We start from the raw sequence: 23345 nt of genomic DNA, 5'->3' as shown, positions 1-23345 counted from the left end.
GGCAGGGGGAGGATATCAGCGCAGCGGCTGGGCGTGGCCGACGGTCGACTCGCCAGTCGCCTGAGCCTGCGGCTCGGGTGGCCAGGCCGCACGGTCCAGGTCCAGGTCGTTGAACTTGCTGGAGTCGAACACCGGCTGCTTGATGCCAGCGCGGCGCTGGGCATCGTAGTCGCGCATCACCCGCAGACCGACCTTGAACAGCAGCGCCAGGGCGACCAGGTTGACGAAGGCAAGGCAGGTCATGGTGATGTCGGCGAAGGCGAACACGGTCGACAGGTCCTGGGTCGAACCCCAGATCACCAGCACCAGCACCAGGGCGCGGAAGCCCATCAGCACGGCGCGGTTGCGGGTCAGGAACTGCAGGCTGTTTTCGCCCAGGTAGTAGTTGTAGAGGATGCAGGTGAAGACGAACAGCGACAACGCAACGCTGACGAAGATCCGGCCCCAGTCACCGACCACCGCAGCCAGGGAGTTCTGGGTCAGGACGATACCATCACCCTCGAAGCCTGGGGTGTAGAAGCCCGAGAGCAGGATCAGCAGCGCGGTGCAGGTGCAGATCACGAAGGTGTCGAGGAAGACGCTGAAGGCCTGGACCACACCTTGCGCGCCCGGGTGCTTGACCGCCGCAACAGCCGCCACGTTCGGGGCGCTGCCCAGACCGGCTTCGTTGGCGAACACGCCGCGTTTCACGCCCATGACGATGGCGCTGCCGACCAGGCCACCGAAGGCCGGATCAAGGCCGAAGGCGCTCTTGAAGATGGTCGCCAGCATGGCCGGTACGTGGTCGATCTGGGTGCCGATGACGTACAGAGTCACGCCGATGTAGGCGAGGGTCTTGACCGGAACCAGCAGGTCCGACACCGAGGCGATGCGCTTGATGCCGCCGAGGAAGGTGATGGCCAGCAGCACCGCCAGGACGATCCCGGTGTGGGTCGGCTCGAAGGCGAAGGCGTTCTGCAGCGAGTGGGTCACGGTGTAGGACTGCAGGCCGATGAAGGCGAAGCCGTAGGTGACCAGCAGCAGGATCGAGAAGACGATCGCCATGCCCTTGAATTTCAGCCCGTGCAGGATGTAGTACGCCGGGCCGCCGCGGTACAGGCCGTCGCCTTCGGCGCGCTTGTAGACCTGGGCCAGGGTGCACTCGAAGAAGCTGCTGGACATGCCCACCAGTGCGGTGACCCACATCCAGAACACTGCGCCTGGGCCGCCGAGTGTCACGGCGATGCCGACGCCTGCGATGTTACCGGCGCCGACACGGCCCGCGAGGCTGAGCATCAGGGCCTGGAACGAACTGAGCTGGCCTGCCTGGCCGCGAAGCGATTCCTTGAACACCCCGAACATGTGACCAAAGTGGCGGAACTGCACGAACCGTGAGCGGATCGTGAAGTAGCTGCCCAGGCCAACAATGAGCACGATGAGGAGCTTCCCCGAAAGGAAATCGTTAAGTACGTCGAGCATGAAAAGAACCTCGATTCTTATTTTTCGCGTTGGACACCAGCAGGCCGCACCAGGGCGGCACTACTCAATGGGGCGCATGGTTGGCCATGACACGAAGCGTTACAATTTCGCGGTTTTGTCTGATTTGATGCGACTTGATGCTAGACTGGCGCTTATCGCATCAGTTGGATCGACCCATGAGTGAGCACTTCGCCGCCAATCTCAAGCTGGCCTGCAGCCACTACCGCTCTATTTCCGAGGTTTGCCGGCAGCTGGCGATGAACCGCGCGCAGTTCAACAAGTACCTCAGCGGGCAAAGCCAGCCGACGCGCTACAACCTCAAGCGCATTGGCGACTTCTTCGGTGTCGAGGACTACGAACTGGGCCTGCCGCCCGAGCAGTTCGCCCGGCTGATCGGCGCGCGCACCACCGCCCAGGCCCAGCGCTCGCAGAGCGACCCCTTCGCTGAACTGTTCCAGCCCTTGCATGAGCACTGCGGCAACCTTTCGCGCTACTGCGGCTACTACTTCGAATACGCCAACAGCATGTCCGTGCCGGGCATGATCCTGCTGTCGCTGGTGCACGTGCGCGAAGAGCGGGGGCGGTATCTGTTCGAGCGCCAAGAACGTCAGGAACGCTCCAGCAGTACCAATGTGCAGTCCGAAGACTGGGTACGGTGCCGTTACCTGGGGGCTGCGTTTCAACTGCAGGACCGCTTGTTCATGGTCGACTACGAGTCGCTGACCGTGAACGAGATCAGCCAGACCATTCTCATCCCCAGCTTCAAGAGTCGCATCACCCGCCTCAATGGCCTGAAGATCGGCGTCTCCAGCGGCGACCGGCGCACGCCGGCCTGCACCCGTGTGCTATGGGAGTTTCTCGGCGTCGAGATCAACCGCATCAATGCCTATCGCCAGGTCAAGCTGTACCACCCTGACGACCCGCGCATCGACGATGACGTGCGCGAACGCTTGAGTGTCGGGCCGATTACCAATGGGCTGCTGGAGATCGAGTGATTCGCTCGAGCATGAGCGAGCTGGCGCGCTTTCCAGCCAATGCACAATCGTTGCGCCATGCCGCCGGGAAGAGGCCTGACACGGTGCAGCGATGCCCCATGATGGCCTCAGGCCCCCCAGGGTTGCACTTCCCTGAAGGGAACCCGCAGAATGTTCGTCTTCCTCTATCAACTCTCCGGATCTGCTGACTCTATGCGAATGCGCTTGATGCTGTTGGGTGGTGGCAATGCCCTTGGGCAAGCGTTGATTCGCCTGGGGGCCGAGGAAAACATCGGTTTCCTGGCGCCGCGTCCCCCCGAAGGTGGCTGGGATGCGGCCAGCCTCACGCAATTGCTCGACGACCACCGCCCTGACGCGCTGGTCAACCTGGCGTACTACTTCGACTGGTTCCAGGCCGGCGTGGTCAGCGATCAGCGCCTGGCGCAGCAGGAGCGGGGCGTGGAACGGCTGGCGGAGTTGTGCCAGCACCACCAGATCACCCTGGTGCAGCCTTCGAGCTACCGCGTGTTCGATGGCTCCCGGGCCACGGCTTACAGCGAAAAGGACGACCCGGTCCCGCTCGGCCAACGTGGCCAGGCGCTGTGGCGTATTGAGCAGAGCGTGCGCGCGACGTGTCCGCAGCACGTGCTGCTGCGCCTGGGCTGGGTGCTGGATGAAAGCATCGATGGGTTGCTGGGGCGTTTCCTCACCCGTGCCGATCAGCCACATGAACTGCTCCTGCCTGATGATCGCCGAGGCAACCCGACGCCCGTGGACGACGCCGCGCGGGTGATCCTTTCGGTGCTAAAGCAGCTCGACTGCGCCTCGCCACTGTGGGGCACCTACCACTACGCCGGCAACGAGGCCACCACGCCGCTGGTGCTCGGCCAGGCCATTCTCGCGGAAGCGGCGCTGCGTCATCCGTTGGCCATTCAGGCGCCGACCGCGGTGGCTCATGCCGCCAGTCACGACGCCAGTGAAGAGCCGCAGAATGCGGTGCTTGCCTGCAAGAAGATCCTGCACACCTTCGGCATCAAGCCGCGCGCCTGGCGTGCGGGGTTGCCGCCTCTACTCGAGCGATTCTACCGAAATGTCTGACGCGCCCATTCTGATCACCGGCGGGGCCGGGTTCATCGGCTCGCACCTGTGCGATGCCTTGCTCGGCAGCGGCTACCGCGTGCGTGTGCTCGATGACTTGTCTACCGGCAAGCGCTGCAACCTGCAAATGCACCATCCCCGGCTCGAGCTGATCGAGGGCGATGTGGCGGATGCGAACCTGGTGCGCCAGGCGGCCGAGGGATGTCGCGCAGTGGTGCACCTGGCGGCCGTCGCGTCGGTCCAGGCCTCGGTCGAGGACCCGGTGAAGACCCACCAGAGCAACTTCATCGGCACCCTGAACGTGTGCGAAGCCATGCGCGTGCACCGGATCCGACGCGTGGTGTTTGCCTCCAGCGCGGCGGTGTACGGCAATAATGGCGAAGGCCAGGCCATTGCCGAAGACACCCCCAAGGCGCCGCTGACGCCCTATGCCGTCGACAAGCTGGCCAGTGAGCACTACCTGGACTTCTACCGTCGCCAACATGGCCTGCAGCCAGTGGTGCTGCGTTTTTTCAATATCTTCGGCCCGCGCCAGGATCCGTCCTCGCCGTATTCCGGGGTCATCAGCATTTTCAGCGAGCGGGCAGTCAAGCAGCTGCCCATCACGTTGTTCGGTGATGGCGAGCAGACCCGCGACTTCCTTTACGTGGGGGATCTGGTGCACGTGATGCTGCAGGCACTCGACAACGTCGAGGTGGAAGACGGCGCAGTGAACATCGGCCTGAACCAGGCCACCTCGCTGAACCAGATGCTGGCGGCGCTCAAAGAGGTGGTCGGCAGCCTGCCTGCCATCACTCATCAGGCAGCGCGCTCAGGTGACATTCGCCATTCGCGTGCCGACAACAGTCGCCTGTTGCAGCGCTTCAAGCTTGACCAGCCGACGCCGCTGGTCGAGGGTCTGCGCCACCTGTTGGGCAGCGCCTGAAGCCAGGCGCTGCAGGAACCCGCGGTGAGACAGCGTTGAACACGGGCGCGCGTACCGCGCCTGGGCCGTGCTGGCTGTGCAGCGCGCCCTCTCGAGCGTGTGCAGCGCGCGTCTGGCAAAGGCGGGTTCGGCCACACGCAGAAACGACAACGCCCCACACCTGGCGCAGGCCAGGGTGGGGCGTTGTCTTGAGCGGCTAGATCAGAACTTGTAGCCCAGACCGACCATGTAGACCCACGGGTCGACTTCCAGGTTGACCTTGGTCTTGCCCACGCCCAGCGCGCTTGGGCCATCGATGGTGGCCTTGGTGTTGATGTCGACGTACCAGACGGCGGCGTTGAACAGCAGCTTGTCGGTGATCATGTAGTCCATGCCCAGCTGGCCGGCGAGGCCGACCGAGTTTTGCAGCTTCATGTTGCTGAAGCCCTGCTGCTTGCGCGAGCTGCTCAGCTCCTCATCGAAGAACAGCGTGTAGTTCACGCCGATGCCCGCGTAGGGCTGGAACTTGGACGAGGACTCCATTGGGTAGTACTGCAGCGACAAGGTCGGTGGCAGCTGCTTGATGTCGGCCAGCTTGCCGTCGAGGCCGCCGCCCAGGCCCTTCACGCCCACGGTGTGCTTGAACGGAGTGGCTGCCAGCAGCTCGATACCGACATGCTCGGTGAGCATGTAGGCGAATGCCAGGCCCAGCTGGGTGTCGCTGTTCAGCGTGGCTTTGGTGCCGGAGACCTTGGCGCCATCGAGCTTGAGCTCGCCGCTGTCTTCGTTGGGCGCCGTGGTGATGGCGCCGGACCGCAGGATGAAATCGCCAGCCTGGTGTGCGTTGGCAACAGGCGCTGCCAGCGCCAGGGCAACGAGCGAGGCGCCGAGCAAGGTCTTGTTCATGGGTGCTCCGAAAGGACGTGATGAAGTGAATGGCGCCATGGTACGGAGCAGCCCGCAGAGAAAGGTTGACGCAGCTCAACAAAGCTTTCTGAACGGATGGCAATGGGCCTACTTCAATTCATACGCGTAGATCTTTTCGGCCTCCATCTGATACCCGGACGCCGCCAGCTCGCTGCTGATGGCGGCCACCTTGAGCGTGCCCTCGATCCAGTAAGGCTGGTAGAGGTCTTCGATGCGCACCCCCATTTCGCTGAAAATGTGCACGATCTGGTTCGATGGCGGCGGTGGCACGTGGATGCAGGCGCCGTAATAGGGCACCAGCAGGAACTCGGTGGTGCGGCCTTCCTCGCTGACCTCCAGCGGCACGATGTAGCCCGGCAGCTTGATCAGTTGCCCATCGAGCGCCTTGACCACCGGTGCATCGGGCGCTGGCTGTTGGGCCGCAGGCGCCGACTCGGCAGACAACGCATCGCTCAGTTGCGACAGGTCGTGCAGCGGCGCCAGTTGCGGTTCGATGATCGGCGCGCCTTCGGGGATCAGCGCCGGCCAGTCCAGCTCGCGTGGGTCGCTCGCCCAGGCCATGCTCGCCAGCAGGACCAGCATCAGCAGGCAGACGCGGCAGGCCGACAGGCGCAGGCGGCCGCTGGCCCAGGCACGGCTTGGCTCAAGCGCCCTCATAAGTGAATCGACAAGCCGTCGGCCAGCGACTGCCGGTAGGCGCGCCAGGCCGGCACGCTACCCATCAGCAATGCTGCGCCAAGGATGATCGCCAGCAGCGTCCACTCGTGTGTGCTGGGCCATGCCAGGGGCAGGTACAGGCCGTAGTTGGCCTGCACATAGCCTTGGGCCAGGGCGATGCCCGCATACAGCAACCCCAGCCCGGCGACGATGCCGGCGACCGCCAGCGCCAGCGCTTCGAGCACCAGCAACCCGGCGATGTGCCAGGGACGTGCCCCAACCGAGCGCAGAATGGCCATCTCCCGGCGGCGTTCGTTGAGGCTGGTGAGGATCGCAGTGAGCATGCCGATCAACCCGGTCAGCACCACGAACAGCGAGACCACGAACAGCGCCTGCTCGGCGGTGCCCATCAGGCTCCACAGCTCTTGCAACGCCACCCCGGGCAGAATGGCCAGCAGTGGCTCGCTACGGAACTCATTGATTTCCCGCTGCAGCGTGAAGGTGGCGATCTTGTTGTTCAGGCCCAGCATGAAGGCGGTGATGGCCGCAGGCTGCAGGTCCATCGCCCGCGCCTGGTCGGCGCTGATGCGGCCGGCACCACGGGCCGGTACGCCGTTGTGCCAGTCGACGTGGATGGCCTCCATGCCGGCCAGGCTGATGTGCAGCGTGCGGTCGACCGGGGTGCCGGTGCGCTTGAGGACGCCCACCACGGTGAACGGTTTGTCTTCATGCTTGACCAGGCTGATGGCGGCCACACCATGGGCCAGCACCAGACTGTCACCAAGCGTGTAATGCAGGGCGTCGGCCACTTCGGCGCCGAGCACGACCTCGAACGGATCGCTGGCGAAGGCGCGGCCCTGGGCCAGGGCGAGGTTCTGCCGGTGGCCGTATTGATAGTGCTCGAAGTACGCCTCGCTGGTGCCCAGCACACGGTAGCCGCGGTGCGAGTCACCCAGGGAAATCGGGATCGCCCACTTCACGCGCGGGTCGTTGGCGTAGTGCTGGAAGCTGTCCCAACGGATGTTGTTGGTGGCGTTGCCGATGCGAAACACCGAGTACAAGAGCAGATTCACCGACCCGGAGCGGGCGCCGACGATCAGGTCGGTGCCGCTGATGGTGCTGGCGAAACTGGCGCGTGCTTCGGTGCGCACCCGCTCCACCGCCAGCAGCAGGCACACCGACAAGGCGATGGCAAAGGCGGTGAGCAGGGCCGTGAAGCGCCGATTGGCCAGGCTGGCCAGGGCTAGGCGGAGCAGGTACATCAAGCCTCCTGAGGCGTGCTGGCGCGGTTGAGTTCGGCCAGGGACAGGCTGCGGTCGAACAGCGGCGCCAGGCTCTGGTCATGGCTGACGAACAGCAGGCTGGCGCCGGCTGCGCGGCATTCCTCGAACAGCAAGCGGATGAAGGTCTCGCGCGTGTCGGCGTCCAGCGCCGAGGTCGGTTCGTCAGCGATCACCAGTTCTGGCTGGCCGATCAGCGCGCGGGCAGCGGCCACGCGCTGTTGCTGGCCGATCGACAGCGTGTCGGCGCGGCGCGCCTGCAGCGCAGGGTCCGCCAGCCCCAGGTGCTGAAGCAAGGCGGCAGCGGCTTGGGCGATGCTGCCGTGCCGTTCGCTGGCCCGTTGCGCACGGCTGCGGGAAAAGCGGCACGGCAGCTCGACGTTTTCCCGTACCGAGAGAAACGGCAGCAGGTTGAACTGCTGGAAGATGTAGCCGGTGTGATCGACCCGAAAGCGGTCCCGCGCGCCTTGGCTCAGTGCGGCCAGGTCCTGGCCGAGCAACTGCACGCTGCCCTGCTGCGGCCGGCTGACGCCGCCCAGCAAACCTAGCAGGGTTGTCTTGCCGCTGCCGCTGGGGCCTTTGAGGAACAGCGTTTCACCGGGCTGCAACTGAAAGCGCGGGATGTCCAGCAGCGCCGGTTGGCCGGGCCAGGCGAAGCGCAGGTCGTGCAGGTCGATCAGCGGCGCGCTCATTCAGAAGGCGACCACGGCCTTGGCCGGCGTGCTTTCCACACCTTTCTGGCCATTGGCGCCGATCAGTTGCACGTTGATCTTCTGGGTGGCGGGGAAGGCCTTGTACAGCGGCGCCAGGTCGATCTGGGCGAGCTTCTCGGGGGTGGCGCAGGTCAGCTGGTAGTGCGCATGCACATCGGCGTGTTGGTGGTCGTGGTCGTGATCATGGTCGGCGTCGTCATCGGCATGGGGGGCATCGCCGAACAGCGGGCTTTGCAGTTCCTGCGACTCTTCCTTGCACCCGGCAGCCTTGGCCAGACCGAACAACGTCAGCGGTTGTTCAAGGGTTTTCCGGGCAGCGGCGACCTTGGCTTTGTCGGCATCGCTGCTGGCGGCATGCTCGAAGCCCACCAGGTTCATGGCCGGGCTGGTCAGCTGCAGTTCCAGAGTATTGCCGTCGACCACCGCGTTGAGGTTGGCAACGCCATGCTCATGGGCGGCCAGAGTGCCATGGGCATGGTCGTGCTCGTCGTGGGCGTGAGCTACGGCAAGGGGCAGCAAGGCAAAAGGCAGGGCGAGCAGCAGACGACGCATGGGCGACTCCAACGAAGATGGCAATGTGTTTCGCAATGTTATAACAGGTTTTATCGTGAGCGAAAGCCTGCTTGGCGCACATTTCATGTCGTGGGAGCATGGGGGCATTGTTCCCTTGAGAGAGACCGAGCTTGTGAGAATTCGCGGACAGATCGGCCCATGGCCAGTGGACCTCAGCATCGAGCTGGAGGCTGCCGAGTGGGCGCAGCTGGCGGGGGTGGTGCACATGCCGGAGGGTGCAGCGAGCGCACCCACGCAAGCGACGCGGTCGGCGCCCGTTGTGCAAAGCGACGACGCCTTGGCCGCGGCCAAGCGGCTGCTGCAGGCAGAAGGCCCGCTCAACGGTCCGCAACTGCTGGAGCGTCTGGAGACCTTGGGCGGCAGCACGGCCGGGGGCAAGCGCCTGTTGTTCAGGCTGCGTCATGCAGCAGGGGTGAAGGTGGACAGTGTCGCCGATGCCCCTCTGTACCGTTGGGTTGGGCCAGAGGGGGCGCTGTGACTCAGTAGAGCAGGGCAAACAGCTTGCGGCGGTAGACGGTCACCAAGGGGTGATCGTTGCCCAGGAGTTCGAAGACCTGCAGCAACGCCTTGTGCGGCAGGCCTTCTTCGTAGCTGCGGTTGCGCTGGAACAGCTTCAACAGGCCGTCGAGGGCCGCCTCGTACTGCTGGCGCGCCAACTGCTGGATGCACAGCTGGTAGGCGGCTTCGTCATCGGCCGGGTTCTGTGCAAGGCGGGCTTTGAGGTCGGCAGCTTCCGGCAGGCTGGCGGCCTGACGCAGGAATGTCAGTTGCGCCTTGGCACCGGCCAGGGCGGCCTTGTGCTCATCGGTCTTGACCGCCTCGAGGACCGTCCCGGCCTCATCCAGCTCACCGCGTTCTGCCAGGCAGCGCGCATAGAGAATCAGGCCCTGGGCATTGCTGTTGTCTTCGGACAGCAGTTGCTTGAGGGTGGCCTCGGCCTCGCTGAATCGGCTTTCGGCAAACAAGCCATGGGCGTGCTCAAGTGGCGATGCCGTGGGTGGCGGCGGCATTTGCACGTGGGGTTCGAGCAGCGCGCGGATGCCGGACTCGGGCTGTGCACCGGCAAAGCCGTCGACTGGCTGGCCATCCTTGAACAGCACCACGGTGGGCAGGCTGCGGATGCCGAACTGGCCAACGATCTGCTGCTCGACATCGCAGTTGACCTTGGCCAGCAGCAGTTCGCCCTGATACTCCTCGGCGATTTTCGCCAGCAGCGGCATCAGCGCCTTGCACGGCGCACACCACTCGGCCCAGAAGTCCACCAGCACCGGCTTGTGGAACGAGTTCTCGATGACCGACTGCTGAAAATCGGCATCGGTGGCATCGAAGATGTATGGCAGGTCTGTATCAAGCGCTTGGCTCATGGTGGTTCTCACTACCCTGGAATCGTTTCACTATAAAGGCTCGCGCGTCGCGTGGTACAGGCTGACCCGGCGGAATTCGTGCGGCTCGGCCAGGTCAGGCAGCGTCAACGCTTCGAGTACGCCCAGCGGGCGGTACAGCGGGTGGGTGAAGTCACGCACCCTGGAGTCGGCGACCAGCGCCTGGCGGCCTCGGCTGAGGAACTGGTCGAGCAGCGGCAGGTTGGCGCGGTCGTACAATACGTCGGCCACCAGAATCAGGTCGAAGCGGTCGGCTTGGGCGAAGAAATCGCTGCTATAGCCCAGGGTCACATCGTTGAGCCGGGCGTTGGCGCGGCAGGCATCGAGCGCCAGAGGGTCAAGGTCACAGGCCACCACTTCAAGGGCGCCGGCATGGGCAGCGGCGATGCCGGCAACGCCTGAACCTGCGCCAAAATCCAGCACGCGCTTGCCGCGCACCCAGTCGGGCCGGGCTGCCAGGTGGCGCGCCAGTGCCAGGCCGCTGGCCCAGCAGAAGCTCCAATAAGGTGGCTCGTCGAGGATGCGCCGGGTTTCGTCCTGGCTGAATGCGCGGTCCATGTTCTGCTCATCGAGCAGCCACAGGCGCAGATCGGTGCCGGGCAGGGGGCTGACGCACAGACGCGCTTGGCCGATCAGCGCGCTCAGGGCTGCTTGCAGGTGTTGCACGGGCACATCAAGGCGCCTTCTCGAATTGCAGCGGCCCGGTGATCTGGGTTTGCGCCTGGGTGATGCGCAGTGAGTCCATGTGCAGGATCAACTGCCCCGACTGGCTGGCGCGACCGCGCAGCTCGACCCGCGCGTTGGCCGGGAAGGCCTCGGGGTTGAAGCGCAACTGATAAGGCAGCGGCTGGCCGGTGCCGGTCAGGTTGCTGCTGGCGAGCAGGCGTTGCGGGCGGCCCTTGTCGTCGATGACCAACAGCGCCAGCTCGACCTGAGCTCCGGGTGGGATGTCCATCAATGAGCCACTGAGCTGGCGCTGGAAGGCGGGCAGCGGACCGGGGTCGTCGGGCAGTTTCTGGCTGACCTTCGCCGGTGGCGCGGCGGGGGGGTGTTCAGGCTTGGGCTTGTCGCTGCCGCAGGCGGCGAGCAAGGCGGCGCAACACAGCACAAGGAGTGCTCTGGGGTGCATGGGGTAATCCTTCACGGGCAGATTTCAGTGATGGTAAACCCTTTGGCTTGTCTTGCCAGTGGGATGCGCTACCATGAGGCCCCCTTTTTTCTGTTGCCTGCCACCATGCACTGTCCCTTTTGCGGTGCCAACGACACCAAGGTCATCGATTCGCGTCTGGTCGCCGAAGGCGAGCAAGTGCGGCGTCGGCGTGAGTGCCTCGCGTGTGGCGAGCGCTTCACCACCTTCGAGACCGCCGAGCTTGTGCTGCCCAGGCTGATCAAACAAGACGGCACCCGCCAACCCTTCGATGAAGACAAGCTGCGCGCAGGCGTGCAACGGGCCCTGGAAAAGCGCCCGGTGAGCATCGAGCGGCTGGAAGCGGCCCTGGCCCATATCAAGCACCAGCTGCGCGCCACGGGCGAGCGCGAGGTCAAGTCGCTGGTGGTGGGTGAGCTGGTGATGGCCGAGCTGCGCAAGCTCGATGAGGTGGCCTATATCCGCTTCGCCTCCGTTTACCGCCGCTTCCAGGACCTGGACGAATTCCGCGTGGAAATCGACCGCCTGGCCCGTGAGCCAGCCAAAGAGTAAGCATGCCCAGCCAGAATCCAGCCCTCGACGCGTACTACATGGCGCGGGCCGTCGAACTCGCCCGCAAGGGTCTGTACAGCACCCATCCCAATCCCCGTGTGGGCTGCGTGATCGTGCGTGACGGCGAGGTGGTCGGTGAGGGCTGGCATGTACGCGCCGGCGAGCCACATGCCGAAGTGCATGCGCTGCGCCAGGCCGGCGCGCGCGCGCGTGGCGCCTGTGCCTACGTAACGCTTGAGCCGTGCAGCCACCATGGACGTACCCCGCCGTGCGCCGAGGCGTTGGTCAACGCCGGTGTGGCACGTGTGGTGGCGGGCATGCAGGACCCTAACCCGCAAGTGGCAGGCCAAGGCCTGGCGCGCTTGGCGGCGGTCGGCATCGAGGTCGCCAGCGGTGTGCTGGAAAGCGAAGCGCGTGCGCTGAACCTCGGTTTTCTCAAGCGCATGGAACAGGGGCTGCCTTACGTGCGCGCCAAGCTGGCCATGAGCCTGGATGGCCGCACCGCCATGGCCAGCGGCGAGAGCCAGTGGATCACCGGGCCCGCCGCCCGCGCCGCGGTGCAGCGTCTGCGCGCGGCCGCCAGCGTGGTGCTGACCAGCGCACAGAGCGTGTTGGCCGATGAGGCCCGCATGACCGTGCGCGGCGCCGAACTGGGTCTGGACGACGAACTCACCGCGTTGGCCCTGTCGCGGCCGCCGCTGCGGGTATTGATCGACGGGCGTTTGCGCCTGCCGCTGAGCGCGCCGTTCTTCCAGGCCGGGTCTGCGCTGGTGGTCACTGCCGCTGAAGACGATCCGCGCTATGCCGAGGCCGGTCACCGCCTGCTGCGGGTGCCGGGCGAGGCGGGCCAGGTTGACCTGCGCGCGTTGCTCACCGAGCTGGCCGCGCAAGGCGTCAACGAGATTCTGCTGGAGGCCGGCCCGACACTGGTCGGTGCCTTTGCCCAGCAAGGCCTGATCGATGAATACCAACTGTTCGTCGCTGGCACCTTCCTGGGCTCGAGCGCCCGGCCTTTGCTCGACTGGCCGCTGAGCCGGATGAGCCAGGCGCCGCGACTGAAGATCACCGGCATGCGCGCAGTCGGCGACGACTGGCGCATCATCGCCGTACCGCAACCGGCCAGCGACGTATAATGCTCGGCTTGCCCTGCGCAGCCCTGTTCCCGAGGAGGACACCATGTTCACCGGCATCATCGAATCGATTGGCTCCATCCGCAGCCTGACCCCCAAAGGCGGTGACGTGCGGGTTTATGTGCAGACTGGCAAGCTCGACCTGGGCGACGTCAAGCTGGGCGACAGCATCGCGGTCAACGGCGTGTGCCTGACCGCCGTGGAACTGCCGGGCGACGGCTTCTGGGCTGACGTCAGCCGCGAAACCCTCGCCTGCACCGCCTTCGTCGACCTCAAGGCCGGTAGCCCGGTCAACCTGGAAAAAGCCCTGACCCCGACCACCCGCCTGGGCGGCCACCTGGTCAGCGGCCATATCGATGGCGTCGGTGAAATCATCTCGCGCAGCGATAACGCCCGTGCCATCCAGTTCCGCGTGCGAGCGCCCAAGGACCTGGCCAAGTACATCGCCCACAAGGGCTCGATCACCGTCGATGGCACCAGCCTGACGGTCAATGAGGTCGACGGCGCTGAGTTCGAGCTGACCATCGTCCCGCACACCCTGTCCGAAACCATCATGGCCGACTACCGCCCCGGGCGTCGGGTCAACCTTGAGGTCGACCTGCTGGCCCGTTACCTGGAGCGTCTGCTGCTGGGCGACAAGGCCGCCGAACCGAGCAAGGGCAGTGGCATCACCGAAAGCTTCCTGGCCGCCAATGGCTTCTTGAAATCCTGAATGAATTGAGAAGGGGGTGCCGCGTGGCGCTCAACAGCATCGAAGAACTGGTCGAAGACATCCGCCAGGGCAAAATGGTCATCCTCATGGATGACGAAGACCGCGAGAACGAAGGCGACATCATCATGGCCGCCGAGTGCTGCCAGGCCGAGCACATCAACTTCATGGCCAAGCACGCCCGTGGCCTGATCTGCATGCCGATGACCCGCGAGCGCTGCGAGACCCTCAAGCTGCCGCTGATGGCTCCGCGCAACGGTTCGGGCTTCGGCACCAAGTTCACCGTGTCGATCGAAGCCGCCGAGGGTGTGACCACCGGTATCTCCGCCGCCGACCGCGCGCGCACGGTGCAGGCTGCCGCCGCCCGCGACGCCAAGGCCGACGACATCGTCAGCCCTGGGCACATCTTCCCGCTGATGGCCCAACCGGGCGGCACCCTGGCTCGCGCTGGGCACACCGAAGCTGCCTGCGACCTGGCACGCATGGCCGGGTTCGAGCCCAGCGGCGTGATCTGCGAAGTGATGAACGACGACGGCACCATGTCGCGCCGCACCGAGCTGGAGCTGTTCGCCGCCCAGCACGGCATCAAGATCGGCACCATCGCCGACCTGATCCACTACCGCATGATCCACGAGCGCACCGTTCAGCGGGTCGCCGAGCAGCCACTCGATACCGAGCTCGGCCCGTTCGAGCTGGTCACCTACCGCGACGCCGTGGAAGGCGACGTGCACATGGCCCTGACCCTGGGCACCATCAGCGGCGACGAGCCGACCCTGGTGCGTGTGCACAACATGGACCCCTTGCGCGACCTGCTGCTGGTCAAGCAACCGCACCGCTGGAGCCTGCGCGCGGCCATGAGCGCCGTGGCAGACGCCGGCAGCGGCGTGGTGCTGCTGCTGGGCCATCCGCTGGATGGCGACGTGCTGCTCTCGCACATCCGCGAAAGCGCCGGCGAGCTGCCGACCAAGGTGCCGACCACCTACAGCACCGTTGGCGCGGGTTCGCAGATCCTGCGTGACCTGGGCGTGCGCAAGATGCGCCTGATGAGTTCGCCGATGAAGTTCAATGCGATATCCGGATTCGATCTGGAAGTTGTAGAATACGTGCCCTCCGAGTAACACCAGGTGCCGGCAACGCCCTGAAACTCGAGTCCGAACCCTGTCGAGGCCGCCTATGGGCGGCCTTGTTACTGAATATGAGATTCCCCGAATGAACCTGAAGACCATCGAAGGTACCTTCATCGCCCCCAAAGGTCGCTATGCCTTGGTGGTTGGCCGTTTCAACAGCTTCGTCGTCGAAAGCCTGGTCAGCGGCGCTGTTGATGCCCTGGTCCGTCACGGCGTGAGCGACAGCGACATCACCATCATCCGTGCTCCGGGCGCGTTCGAGATCCCGCTGGTGGCGCAGAAGGTCGCCCAGCAAGGTGAGTACGACGCGATCATCGCCCTGGGCGCCGTGATCCGTGGTGGCACCCCACACTTCGAGTACGTGGCCGGTGAATGCACCAAGGGCCTGGCTCAAGTGTCGATGGAGTTCGGCGTACCGGTGGCGTTCGGCGTGCTGACCGTCGATTCCATCGAGCAGGCCATCGAGCGTTCCGGCACCAAGGCCGGCAATAAAGGCGCCGAGGCTGCACTGTCGGCCCTGGAAATGGTGAGCCTGCTGTCGCAGCTGGAGGCCAAGTGATCAGCGACGAAAGCGATCGTTTCAACCCGCGCGATCCGCAACCTGCAGACGCCGGCAAGCCCTCGAAAAGCGTCAAGCGCCGTGAAGCCCGCAAGCTTGCGACCCAGGCGCTGTACCAGTGGCACATGGCCAAGCACTCGCTGAACGAAATCGAAGCGCAGTTCCGGGTCGACAACGATTTCGCCGATGTCGATGGCGCCTACTTCCGCGAAATCCTGCATGGGGTGCCGGCAATCAGTGGCGAAATCGACAAAGCCCTGGTGCCGTGCATGGACATGGCCCTCGAAGAGCTCGATCCGGTTGAGCTGGCAGTGCTGCGGCTGTCCACCTGGGAGTTCATCAAGCGCGTCGATGTGCCGTACCGCGTGGTGATCAACGAAGGCGTCGAGCTGGCCAAGGTGTTCGGTGCAACCGACGGGCACAAGTTCGTCAACGGTGTGCTCGACAAGCTGGCGCCGAGCCTGCGTGAAGCCGAAGTCAAGGCCAACAAGCGCTGATCCTGGCGCTGTCGCGTGATGGGTGAGTTCGAGCTGATCAATCACTACTTCGCTGCCGCGCCCTGTGCGCAAGGCGGCGAGGGTGTGGTGCTGGGCATCGGTGACGACTGCGCCCTGCTTGACCTGCCGCCCGGCGAACAGCTGGCGGTCTCTACCGATACGCTGGTGGCCGGGGTGCATTTCCCGGCGCTCTGCGATCCCTTTCTGCTCGGTCAGCGCTCGCTGGCCGTGGCGGCCAGTGACCTGGCGGCCATGGGCGCCCAGCCGGTGGCATTCACCCTCGCGTTGACCCTGCCGGATGTCGGCGCCGCCTGGCTCGAAGGCTACGCCCAGGGCCTGCAGCGCATGGCCGGGCACTGCGGCCTGAGCCTGGTGGGTGGCGACACGACGCGCGGGCCCCTCAGCCTGACCTTGACCGTAATGGGCCGTGTTCCGGCCGGCCAGGCGCTGCGCCGCCGTGGCGCCCAGCCGGGCGACCTGCTGTGTGTCGGTGGCGCGCTGGGCAATGCAGCCGGTGCGTTGCCGTTGGTGCTGGGCACCCGCCAGGTGGCCGACGACATCGCCGAGCCGCTGTTGGCGCACTACTGGTCGCCCACCCCGCAGTTCAGTCTGGGCCGGCAATTGCGTGGGCGCGCCAGCGCAGCGCTGGACATTTCCGACGGCCTGCTCGCTGACTGTGGCCACATTGCCAAGGCTTCGGCGGTGGCGCTGCAGATCGACCTGGCGCAGGTACCGGTTTCGCCGGCGTTGGTTGCGTTGCTGGGGCTGCATGCGGCGCAGCAGACGGCGCTCAACGGCGGCGACGACTACGTGCTCGCCTTCACCTTGCCACCCGCCCACCTCGCCGCGCTGCAGCGCAGCAGCACCGCCTGCCACGTCATCGGTCGTGTGCTCGCGGGGCAGGGCGTTACCGTGCGCGACGCCGAAGGCCGCGACGTCACCCCCACTCAGCGCGGCTATCAACACTTTTCAGAGGCACCGTGACAGCACGTACCGGGCGGGCTGGGTATCATGCTCGACGACATCCTGGCAGGCGTCTTTGCCTGTTCGGCGTGCAGGCGCTGGTAGGGATGGTTGCCGAGGCCTTGTAGCGGCGGTCTTGAGACGCTGCATCGCAAGCACAGCGGTAAACGCTCGGGACGCTGCTCGACGCTACCTGCGTAAAAGCGCATTCCGAGGCTATGCTGCAGCCGGCTGCGTGGTGATGGGCCCCCCTTCAGGAACGGAGTCGAAGCTGATGAGAACGGCATGGCTGGCGATGCTGCTGATGTTCAGCGCAGGCCTTGCGGCGGCCTCGCCGCCTGCGCAGGTGCGGCTGGTGAGCGAACAGTGGCAGGCCTACACCGAGGCAGACGGCTCGGGGCTTGCCTGGGATGTGTTGCGCAAGGTATTTGAACCGGCAGGGGTCAAGGTGCGGGTGCAGAGCGCGCCCTATAGCCGGGCGATAGGCCTGGTCAAGCGCGGCGAGGCCGATGCCTGGGTGGGCTCCTACAAGCAGGAAGATCCCGACAATCGCTATCCGCGCTGGCACTTCGACATGGATCACATCTATGCCTTGGGCCTGGCCAGCAGCCCGGTGCCCACCCTTGAGAGCATCGGTACCTACCGGCTGGCCTGGGTCCGCGGGTATGACTACGCCCGTTACTTGCCCAACGTGAGCGATGGCCGCGAGGTGCAGCGCCGCCAGGGCATTCTGCCCATGCTCGAGCACGACCGCGTGGACTTCTACATCGACGCGCTCACCGAGGTCGATTTCGTGCTCAACCAATCGCCCCAGCCGCAGCGCTTGCGCCGAACCCACATCGCCGAACTGCCGTTGTACGTCGCATTCGCCAACAATGAGACCGGCCGGGCGCTGTGCGATCTGTTCGACCAACGCATGGCGCAACTGGTGCGCAGCGGCGAACTGAAGCCGATCTTCGAGCAGTGGAAACAGCCCTATCCCTTTACCACCAACAGCCAGCCGCAGTAGGCGCGGCTGGTCTCGGCCTGCGCACAGGTGCCGGGTCTGCTGATACAATCGCGTCAATGTGAAACCTCAAGTTACCAATCAGGAGCACAACGTGCCCGTCGTCTTTGTTGCCGCCTCTAAACTCCCGACGCCTTTTGCAACCTTCACCCTGCACGGCTTTCTCGACGAAGCCACGGGCCGCGAGCACGTCGTGCTCAGCCTGGGTGACATTGCCGATGGTCAGCCGGTACTGGGGCGTCTGCATTCCGAATGCCTGACAGGCGACGCGCTGTTCAGTCAGCGCTGCGACTGTGGCTCGCAACTGAACGCCGCGCTGCAGGCGATCGCCCGCGAGGGCCGTGGTGTGCTGTTGTATCTGCGTCAGGAGGGGCGCGGCATCGGCCTGCTGAACAAGATCCGTGCGTACGAATTGCAAGACGGCGGCGCCGACACCGTCGAAGCCAACGAGCGCCTGGGTTTTGCCGCCGACCAGCGTGACTACGCCATGTGCCAGCCGATGCTCGAGCACCTGGGCGTCACCTCGCTGCGCCTGATGACCAACAACCCGCGCAAGGTCAAGGCGCTCACCGGCATGAACGTCACCGTCGCCGAACGCGTGCCGCTGCACACCGGGCAGAACCCGCACAACGTGCATTACCTGGCCACCAAGGCGGGCAAGCTCGGCCACATGATGGGCAACGAGCACCAGGGCGAAGTGCCTCAGGCGTGAGCTTTCCATCAGGGCGTATCAGCACCTTGCGTGCTCGGCCCTGCGGCCTTGGACACAGTCGCGAACCTTTGGCTTCGACGGGGTGCGTGTTTCGCTTCAAGACGCGCCGTGCAGCCTTGGGCTGGGTAGCCGAAGGGGGCTGCTGAGTGCGTTGCCTGCTCTGGCTGTTGATCGTCTGCGCAGGGAGCCTGCAGGCCGAACAGCGCCTGCGGGTGGTGAGCCTGGCACCGTCGATGACCGAGCTCATGCTCGAACTGCACGCCGAGGAGCTGCTGGTCGGTGTGCTCGACGGCCCTGAGCGGCCCCCATCGTTGCGCGACCTACCTTCAGTGGGCCGCTATGGCCAACTCGATCTGGAGCGTCTGCTCAGCCTCAAGCCTGACCTGTTGCTGCTCTGGCCTGGTGCCGTACCCGGCGCGCAGCGGGCTCAACTCAAGCACCTGGGCATTGCCAGCTTCAGCAGTGATCCGCATACCCTTGATCAACTCATCGAGCAGACCCAGGCGCTCGCTGTGCGGCTGGGGCGTGCCGAGGTGGGTGAGCGTCGGGCCGGCGCGCTGCGCCAGCGCTTGCAAGCCCTGCGCGAGCGGTACCGTCGCACTCCGCCGCTGCCGGTGTTCTATCAAGTCTGGGATGCCCCGCTGTACACCGTGGGCGGTGGGCAGATCATCAGCGATGCGCTGAGCGTGTGCGGGTCCCGCAATGTCTTCGCAGACCTGCCGCAGCCGGCGCCGCTGGTCAGTGTCGAGGCGGTGTTGCAACGCGATCCGCAGGTGATTCTGGTCAATGAGCCAGGCCAGCTCGGCGCCTGGCAGTCCTGGCCGCAGCTCAGCGCTGTGGCGGCCGGGCGGGTGCTGGTGGTGCCGGACAAGGGCCTGGAACGGCCAAGCGGGCAGATGATCGAAGCCACTGCGCGCCTGTGCGCTGCGCTGGCCGCTACCGGTGCCGCTACAGGGCCGGCGTCCAGGTAGCGCTCAGCAGCCAGGTGCGGCCCTCCTCGCGGTAGCCGTAGCTGGCGCCGTCGTACTGATACAGCGCACGGCTGTAGCGCTTGTCCAGCACGTTGTCGAGCTTGAGCTGCAGGCTGAGCGCATCGCTGACCGTCCACTGCCCACGCAGACCCAGCAAGCCGTAGCCAGCGAGCCGCTCACGGTTGTCTTCAAGGTCGAAGCTGCTGCTGACGGCCTGCCAACCGCCACCCAGGCTGAACTGATCAAACTGCCGGTCGAGGTCGACACTCAACGTGCGTCGCGCGCGGCGTGCCAGCGTATGGCCGCTGTCGCGATCCCGCGGGTCGATCAGCGCCAGGCCGACTTGGCTGCGCCAGGCGCCCCAGCGCTGATCCAGGCCCAGTTCGACGCCATTGATCCGCGCTGCGGCAACGTTCTGCGGTTGCAGACCTTGAAAGACGATCGCGTCACGCAGCTCGGTGCGGTACAGCGAGGCTTCCAGGCGGCTGTTATCGGTGAGCTGGCTGCGCCACTGCACCTCGACGCTCTTGGAGCGCTCAGGCTTCAGATCGGGGTTGCTGAAGTTGGGGTAGTAGAGGTCATTGAAGGTCGGTGCGCGAAACCCTTCGCTGTAGGACAGCAACACGTCGTTGACATCGTTCAACGGCACCGTGAGGTTGGCGCTCCAACTGGTCTGGCCGCCGTACTGCTGGTTCTGGTCGCGGCGCACGCCGAGTTCGGTCGAGAAATGTTCGCCATTGAAACGGTGCTGAAGGAAGGCGGCGCGGTTCCAGCGACTGTCCTCGTTCAGCGCTTCGCTGGCGTGGACACGGTCCTGGTAGGCATCGGCACCCAGCAACAGGCTGTGCTGAGCGCCGAGGCTCAGGGTGTTCTGCCAGGTCAGTTGGTCACGGTAGGTATTGAACGCCGAGCGCTCGGCGCTGAGCGTGTCGCGGACCTGGCTGCGGTTCTCGCTGTGGCTCAGTTCCAGGCGGCTGTTCCAGTGCTCGCTCAGTTGCGCGTCGAGGTAGCTGCCCAGGCTGCTGACGGTGAAATCGGTGTAGGGCTTCTGGCCAAAGCTCTGCAAGCTGCTCGGGTCGAAGCGGCCGTAGGGGTTGTCGTACTCGCTGCGGCCCTGGCTGTTCAACAGGTTCAGTCCGGCCTCGAAGCGTTCGTTGAACGTGTGGCTGAGGCTCAGGTTCAGCGAACGGTTGCGGTAGGCCTCGTGGTCGCCATCGCTGGCAAACGAGGGGCCGGTAGCATCGATGCCAGCGGTTTCGTCGAGGCTGGCGCCGAGGTTGAAGCGGGTGGCGTCGTTACCCCCTGACAACCCCAGGCTGCGCTGCCAGGTCTGCTGGCTACCGGCGGCCAGGTGCAGGCGCGGTTGCAGGCCAGGGCCGCTGCTGCGCCGGGTGAAGATCTGGATCACCCCGCCAATGGCGTCGCTGCCATACACCGCCGAGCGCGACCCGCGCAGTACTTCCACCCGTTCGATCTGCTCGACATCGAGAAACTGCAAGCCGCTGTCGCCCGAGGTGGCGTTAGCGATGCGCACGCCATCGACCAGCACCAGCGCCTGCGCGGTCTTGGTGCCGCGGATGAAGATGCCCGGCACGCTGCTGCGCCCACCCGTCGGCGCGACCTGTACGCCGGGTGCGCGGCTGAGCAGGTCGGTGACCCCCGAAGGTTGCAAGCGGTCGATGTCGGCGCGGGTAAACACGCTGCTGGCGGCGCTGCTGGCACTGCGCGACTCGACCACACGGCTGGCGGTGATCACCACCTCATCGAGTTTCAGCGCTTCGTTGCGGTCAGGTTCGGCGGCCAGCAGGGTGCTGGGCAGGCACAGCAGGGTGGTGAAGACGGGGCGTTTCATGGGAGATCCGTTCCATTGGGCAGTCGGTGCCGTTGACCGTCAACCGCCCTCGGAAGAGGGCGGGTCGGCGCGATGACGATGCTGTGCGCGGGGCACGTGAAGCCACACCGCCGAAGCGTTCTGGGGAAACGCTAGAGCCCCAGCTTGCCCATCCGCGCCCGTACGGCCGCTTCGATGCCGGCCGCATCCAGGCCGCACTCGGCCAGCATCTGCGACGGTTTGGCATGCTCGACATAGGCGTCGGGCAAGCCCAGTTGCAGCAGCGACTTGAGCACCCCTTCGCGGGCCAGCAGCTCGCCAACGGCGGAGCCTGCACCGCCCATGATGGCGTTTTCTTCGAGGGTGACGAACAGGTCGTGGCTAGCGGCCAGTTCCAGTACCAGGGCCTCGTCCAGCGGCTTGACGAAGCGCATGTCGACCACGGTGGCCTCCAGCGCCTCGGCCACCTGCAAAGCCTCGGTCAGTTGCACGCCGAACACCAGCAGGGCGACCTGGCGGCCTTGGCGACGGACCACGCCCTTGCCGATTTCAAGCGGCAGCAACTCGCGGCTGATCGGTGCATTCGGGCCGGTGCCACGTGGGTAGCGCACAGCGGCTGGGCCGTTGTGCAGATGCCCGGTGGTCAGCATCGCGCGCAGCTCGTTTTCATCGCTCGGGGTCATCACCAGCATGCCGGGGATGCAGCGCAGGTACGACAAGTCGAAGCTGCCGGCGTGGGTCGGGCCGTCTTCGCCCACCAGCCCTGCGCGGTCGATGGCGAACAGCACATCGAGGTTCTGCACGGCCACATCGTGGATCAGTTGGTCATAGGCGCGCTGCAGGAACGTGGAGTAGATCGCCACCACCGGCTTGCTGCCCTCGCAGGCCATGCCGGCGGCGAAGGTCACCGCGTGCTGCTCGGCAATCGCCACATCGAAATAGCGCTCCGGGAAGCGCTCGCTGAACGCCACCAGGTCCGAGCCTTCCTTCATCGCCGGGGTAATGCCGACCAGGCGCGGATCAGCCTCGGCCATGTCGCACAGCCACTGGCCGAACACGCTGGAATACTTGGGCCCGGTAACGGCCTTGGGCGCCACCGGCTGGTCGACCGGCTCAAGCTTGGTAATGGCGTGGTAAACGATCGGGTCCACCTCCGCCGGTGCGAAGCCTTTGCCTTTCTTCGTCACCACGTGCAGGAACTGCGGACCCTTGAGGTCACGCATGTTGCGCAGGGTGGCGATCAGGGTGGGCAGGTCATGGCCGTCGATAGGGCCGATATAGTTCCAGCCCAGTTCCTCGAACAGCGTGCCCGGCACCAGCATGCCCTTGGCGTATTCCTCGGTGCGGCGGGCAATTTCCCAGGCACCCGGCAGGCGTGACAGCACTTTCTTGCTGCCCTCGCGCATGCTGGCGTAGGTGCGGCTGGAGAGAATCTTGGCGAGGTAATTGGACAAGCCGCCAACATTGCGCGAGATCGACATATCGTTGTCGTTGAGGATCACCAGCATGTCGGCGTCGACTTCCGGCGCATGGTTCAACGCCTCGAAGGCCATGCCGGCGGTGAGGGCGCCGTCGCCGATCACGGCAATCGACTTGCGTGCCTCGTTCTGCAGGCGGGCGGCGATGGCCATGCCCAGCGCAGCGCTGATCGAGGTACTGGAATGGCCGACGCCAAAGGTGTCGTACGCGCTTTCGGCGCGACGCGGAAAGGCCGCCAAGCCGTCTTTCTGGCGCAGGCTGAGCATGCCCTGGCGACGGCCGGTGAGGATCTTGTGCGGATAGGCCTGATGGCCGACGTCCCACACCAGGCGGTCGTCAGGCGTGTCGAAGACATAGTGCAGGGCGATTGTCAGCTCGATGACGCCCAAGCCGGCGCCGAAGTGCCCCCCGGTCTGGCCCACGGTGTAGAGCAGCTCCTGGCGCAACTCGTCGGCCAGGGTCTCTAGGTCGGCTTCGGCCAGACGGCGCAGGCCGGCGGGCGTATCAGCGCGGTCGAGCAACGGCGTGACCGGGCGTTCGCGGGGGATCTCTTGAAACGTCGTGGGCATCAGGCGAGTCGTTATTGGTTTGAAGACGCGGCAGTTTACCCCATTGGAGGAAAAGCTGCCCATGGACAGGGCACCGCTCGATTGCTAAGGCAGGCCGCGGGTATTCACGGGCCAGCTGGTCGCCGGC

The 23345-nt window shown here is 65.4% G+C and carries 25 protein-coding genes and 1 pseudogene; 15 read left to right on the top strand and 11 right to left on the bottom strand.

Translation table 11 applies throughout. The annotated features are described in order from the left end of the window. Window positions 1–15: 15 nt before the first annotated feature. Window positions 16–1458 carry an alanine/glycine:cation symporter family protein gene (locus SJI00_RS17720; protein ID WP_322462998.1) on the bottom strand — a complete coding sequence of 481 codons (1443 nt, stop codon included), beginning with the start codon at window positions 1456–1458 and terminating at the stop codon, window positions 16–18. 176 nt (window positions 1459–1634) lie between these two features. Here SJI00_RS17720 and SJI00_RS17715 point away from each other — a divergent pair, with 176 nt between their 5' ends. From SJI00_RS17715 to SJI00_RS17705, 3 genes are all read left to right on the top strand, one after another. After that, the gene (locus SJI00_RS17715) at window positions 1635–2453 is read left to right on the top strand and encodes an XRE family transcriptional regulator (RefSeq protein ID WP_322462997.1); all 819 of its coding nucleotides are present in this window, start codon (window positions 1635–1637) and stop codon (window positions 2451–2453) included. Between the two features lie 192 nt (window positions 2454–2645). Continuing rightward, window positions 2646–3530, top strand: coding sequence for a sugar nucleotide-binding protein (locus SJI00_RS17710; protein ID WP_322462996.1), 885 nt, complete (start codon window positions 2646–2648; stop codon window positions 3528–3530). After that, the gene (locus SJI00_RS17705; RefSeq protein WP_322462995.1) at window positions 3523–4455 is read left to right on the top strand and encodes an NAD-dependent epimerase/dehydratase family protein; all 933 of its coding nucleotides are present in this window, start codon (window positions 3523–3525) and stop codon (window positions 4453–4455) included. The genes SJI00_RS17710 and SJI00_RS17705 overlap by 8 nt, the downstream gene beginning before the upstream one ends. Window positions 4456–4656: 201 nt before the next feature. Here the strand turns inward: SJI00_RS17705 and SJI00_RS17700 are convergent, their stop codons facing one another. From SJI00_RS17700 to SJI00_RS17680, 5 genes are all read right to left on the bottom strand, one after another. Further along, complete coding sequence (locus SJI00_RS17700; RefSeq protein ID WP_322462994.1) at window positions 4657–5340, bottom strand: OmpW/AlkL family protein; 684 nt, start codon at window positions 5338–5340, stop codon at window positions 4657–4659. A 108-nt stretch (window positions 5341–5448) separates the two neighbouring features. Then, window positions 5449–5943: a DUF3299 domain-containing protein gene (locus tag SJI00_RS17695; RefSeq protein WP_322463030.1), complete on the bottom strand. Its 495-nt coding sequence runs from the start codon at window positions 5941–5943 to the stop codon at window positions 5449–5451. 71 nt (window positions 5944–6014) lie between these two features. Then, window positions 6015–7280 (bottom strand): ABC transporter permease, encoded by a 1266-nt coding sequence (locus SJI00_RS17690; RefSeq protein ID WP_322462993.1) that lies wholly within the window; start codon window positions 7278–7280, stop codon window positions 6015–6017. Continuing rightward, a complete protein-coding gene (locus SJI00_RS17685; RefSeq protein ID WP_322462992.1) occupies window positions 7280–7990 on the bottom strand; it encodes an ABC transporter ATP-binding protein in 711 nt (236 codons plus the stop codon). The genes SJI00_RS17690 and SJI00_RS17685 overlap by 1 nt, the downstream gene beginning before the upstream one ends. Beyond that, window positions 7991–8563, bottom strand: a complete 573-nt coding sequence (locus SJI00_RS17680; protein WP_322462991.1) for a DUF2796 domain-containing protein — start codon at window positions 8561–8563, stop codon at window positions 7991–7993. Between the two features lie 133 nt (window positions 8564–8696). On the opposite strand from SJI00_RS17680, the gene SJI00_RS17675 reads away from it, so the two are divergent. Then, window positions 8697–9062 carry a hypothetical protein gene (locus SJI00_RS17675; RefSeq protein ID WP_322463029.1) on the top strand — a complete coding sequence of 122 codons (366 nt, stop codon included), beginning with the start codon at window positions 8697–8699 and terminating at the stop codon, window positions 9060–9062. Between the two features lies 1 nt (window position 9063). On the opposite strand, the gene trxA is transcribed toward SJI00_RS17675, so the two are convergent. From trxA to SJI00_RS17660, 3 genes are read right to left on the bottom strand one after another with little or no spacing between them, the layout of a single operon-like run. After that, window positions 9064–9948, bottom strand: coding sequence for a thioredoxin (trxA, locus tag SJI00_RS17670; RefSeq protein WP_322462990.1), 885 nt, complete (start codon window positions 9946–9948; stop codon window positions 9064–9066). A 30-nt stretch (window positions 9949–9978) separates the two neighbouring features. After that, on the bottom strand, window positions 9979–10638 hold the full coding sequence (locus tag SJI00_RS17665) for a class I SAM-dependent methyltransferase (RefSeq protein ID WP_322462989.1): 660 nt from the start codon (window positions 10636–10638) through the stop codon (window positions 9979–9981). A 1-nt stretch (window position 10639) separates the two neighbouring features. Continuing rightward, complete coding sequence (locus SJI00_RS17660) at window positions 10640–11095, bottom strand: YbaY family lipoprotein (protein ID WP_322462988.1); 456 nt, start codon at window positions 11093–11095, stop codon at window positions 10640–10642. Window positions 11096–11200: 105 nt separating this feature from the next. Between SJI00_RS17660 and nrdR the strand changes: the two genes are divergently transcribed. The 11 genes and pseudogenes from nrdR (at window position 11201) to SJI00_RS17610 (ending at window position 19339) form a co-directional block, all read left to right on the top strand. Beyond that, window positions 11201–11665: a transcriptional regulator NrdR gene (gene nrdR, locus SJI00_RS17655; protein WP_322462987.1), complete on the top strand. Its 465-nt coding sequence runs from the start codon at window positions 11201–11203 to the stop codon at window positions 11663–11665. 2 nt (window positions 11666–11667) lie between these two features. Further along, window positions 11668–12798: a bifunctional diaminohydroxyphosphoribosylaminopyrimidine deaminase/5-amino-6-(5-phosphoribosylamino)uracil reductase RibD gene (gene ribD, locus SJI00_RS17650; protein WP_322462986.1), complete on the top strand. Its 1131-nt coding sequence runs from the start codon at window positions 11668–11670 to the stop codon at window positions 12796–12798. A gap of 43 nt (window positions 12799–12841) precedes the next feature. Next, window positions 12842–13507, top strand: coding sequence for a riboflavin synthase (locus SJI00_RS17645; protein WP_312937222.1), 666 nt, complete (start codon window positions 12842–12844; stop codon window positions 13505–13507). A gap of 23 nt (window positions 13508–13530) precedes the next feature. Next, window positions 13531–14622, top strand: coding sequence for a bifunctional 3,4-dihydroxy-2-butanone-4-phosphate synthase/GTP cyclohydrolase II (gene ribBA / locus SJI00_RS17640; protein ID WP_322462985.1), 1092 nt, complete (start codon window positions 13531–13533; stop codon window positions 14620–14622). A 91-nt stretch (window positions 14623–14713) separates the two neighbouring features. Next, window positions 14714–15190 (top strand): 6,7-dimethyl-8-ribityllumazine synthase, encoded by a 477-nt coding sequence (gene ribH, locus SJI00_RS17635; protein WP_322462984.1) that lies wholly within the window; start codon window positions 14714–14716, stop codon window positions 15188–15190. Next, window positions 15187–15687 (top strand): transcription antitermination factor NusB, encoded by a 501-nt coding sequence (nusB, locus tag SJI00_RS17630; protein WP_322462983.1) that lies wholly within the window; start codon window positions 15187–15189, stop codon window positions 15685–15687. The genes ribH and nusB overlap by 4 nt, the downstream gene beginning before the upstream one ends. Window positions 15688–15705: 18 nt before the next feature. Then, window positions 15706–16671: a thiamine-phosphate kinase gene (gene thiL / locus SJI00_RS17625; protein ID WP_322462982.1), complete on the top strand. Its 966-nt coding sequence runs from the start codon at window positions 15706–15708 to the stop codon at window positions 16669–16671. After that, window positions 16672–16778: pseudogene (locus SJI00_RS22675) on the top strand (phosphatidylglycerophosphatase A); the annotation flags it as partial. A gap of 146 nt (window positions 16779–16924) precedes the next feature. Further along, window positions 16925–17659 (top strand): substrate-binding periplasmic protein, encoded by a 735-nt coding sequence (locus tag SJI00_RS17620; protein ID WP_322462981.1) that lies wholly within the window; start codon window positions 16925–16927, stop codon window positions 17657–17659. A 91-nt stretch (window positions 17660–17750) separates the two neighbouring features. After that, window positions 17751–18368, top strand: coding sequence for a GTP cyclohydrolase II (ribA, locus tag SJI00_RS17615; RefSeq protein ID WP_322462980.1), 618 nt, complete (start codon window positions 17751–17753; stop codon window positions 18366–18368). A 146-nt stretch (window positions 18369–18514) separates the two neighbouring features. Continuing rightward, a complete protein-coding gene (locus tag SJI00_RS17610; protein WP_322462979.1) occupies window positions 18515–19339 on the top strand; it encodes a cobalamin-binding protein in 825 nt (274 codons plus the stop codon). Here SJI00_RS17610 and SJI00_RS17605 read toward each other — a convergent pair. Next, on the bottom strand, window positions 19317–21191 hold the full coding sequence (locus tag SJI00_RS17605) for a TonB-dependent receptor plug domain-containing protein (RefSeq protein WP_322462978.1): 1875 nt from the start codon (window positions 21189–21191) through the stop codon (window positions 19317–19319). The genes SJI00_RS17610 and SJI00_RS17605 overlap by 23 nt on opposite strands. A gap of 131 nt (window positions 21192–21322) precedes the next feature. Further along, window positions 21323–23218: a 1-deoxy-D-xylulose-5-phosphate synthase gene (gene dxs / locus SJI00_RS17600; RefSeq protein WP_322462977.1), complete on the bottom strand. Its 1896-nt coding sequence runs from the start codon at window positions 23216–23218 to the stop codon at window positions 21323–21325. Window positions 23219–23345 lie beyond the last annotated feature (127 nt).

The organism is Pseudomonas gebzensis, from assembly GCF_034427815.1.
GTDB lineage: Bacteria > Pseudomonadota > Gammaproteobacteria > Pseudomonadales > Pseudomonadaceae > Aquipseudomonas.
This window is presented reverse-complemented; position numbering and strand designations above follow the sequence as displayed.

Bases quoted from the DNA above. Each gene is read 5' to 3' on its own strand.
- SJI00_RS17720 (WP_322462998.1), bottom strand. From the start codon at position 1,458: ATGCTCGACGTACTTAACGATTTCCTTTCGGGGAAGCTCCTCATCGTG.
- SJI00_RS17715 (WP_322462997.1), top strand. From the start codon at position 1,635: ATGAGTGAGCACTTCGCCGCCAATCTCAAGCTGGCCTGCAGCCACTAC.
- SJI00_RS17710 (WP_322462996.1), top strand. From the start codon at position 2,646: ATGCGAATGCGCTTGATGCTGTTGGGTGGTGGCAATGCCCTTGGGCAA.
- SJI00_RS17705 (WP_322462995.1), top strand. From the start codon at position 3,523: ATGTCTGACGCGCCCATTCTGATCACCGGCGGGGCCGGGTTCATCGGC.
- SJI00_RS17700 (WP_322462994.1), bottom strand. From the start codon at position 5,340: ATGAACAAGACCTTGCTCGGCGCCTCGCTCGTTGCCCTGGCGCTGGCA.
- SJI00_RS17695 (WP_322463030.1), bottom strand. From the start codon at position 5,943: ATGCTGGTCCTGCTGGCGAGCATGGCCTGGGCGAGCGACCCACGCGAG.
- SJI00_RS17690 (WP_322462993.1), bottom strand. From the start codon at position 7,280: ATGTACCTGCTCCGCCTAGCCCTGGCCAGCCTGGCCAATCGGCGCTTC.
- SJI00_RS17685 (WP_322462992.1), bottom strand. From the start codon at position 7,990: ATGAGCGCGCCGCTGATCGACCTGCACGACCTGCGCTTCGCCTGGCCC.
- SJI00_RS17680 (WP_322462991.1), bottom strand. From the start codon at position 8,563: ATGCGTCGTCTGCTGCTCGCCCTGCCTTTTGCCTTGCTGCCCCTTGCC.
- trxA (WP_322462990.1), bottom strand. From the start codon at position 9,948: ATGAGCCAAGCGCTTGATACAGACCTGCCATACATCTTCGATGCCACC.
- SJI00_RS17660 (WP_322462988.1), bottom strand. From the start codon at position 11,095: ATGCACCCCAGAGCACTCCTTGTGCTGTGTTGCGCCGCCTTGCTCGCC.
- nrdR (WP_322462987.1), top strand. From the start codon at position 11,201: ATGCACTGTCCCTTTTGCGGTGCCAACGACACCAAGGTCATCGATTCG.
- ribD (WP_322462986.1), top strand. From the start codon at position 11,668: ATGCCCAGCCAGAATCCAGCCCTCGACGCGTACTACATGGCGCGGGCC.
- SJI00_RS17645 (WP_312937222.1), top strand. From the start codon at position 12,842: ATGTTCACCGGCATCATCGAATCGATTGGCTCCATCCGCAGCCTGACC.
- ribH (WP_322462984.1), top strand. From the start codon at position 14,714: ATGAACCTGAAGACCATCGAAGGTACCTTCATCGCCCCCAAAGGTCGC.
- thiL (WP_322462982.1), top strand. From the start codon at position 15,706: ATGGGTGAGTTCGAGCTGATCAATCACTACTTCGCTGCCGCGCCCTGT.
- SJI00_RS17620 (WP_322462981.1), top strand. From the start codon at position 16,925: ATGAGAACGGCATGGCTGGCGATGCTGCTGATGTTCAGCGCAGGCCTT.
- SJI00_RS17605 (WP_322462978.1), bottom strand. From the start codon at position 21,191: ATGAAACGCCCCGTCTTCACCACCCTGCTGTGCCTGCCCAGCACCCTG.
- dxs (WP_322462977.1), bottom strand. From the start codon at position 23,218: ATGCCCACGACGTTTCAAGAGATCCCCCGCGAACGCCCGGTCACGCCG.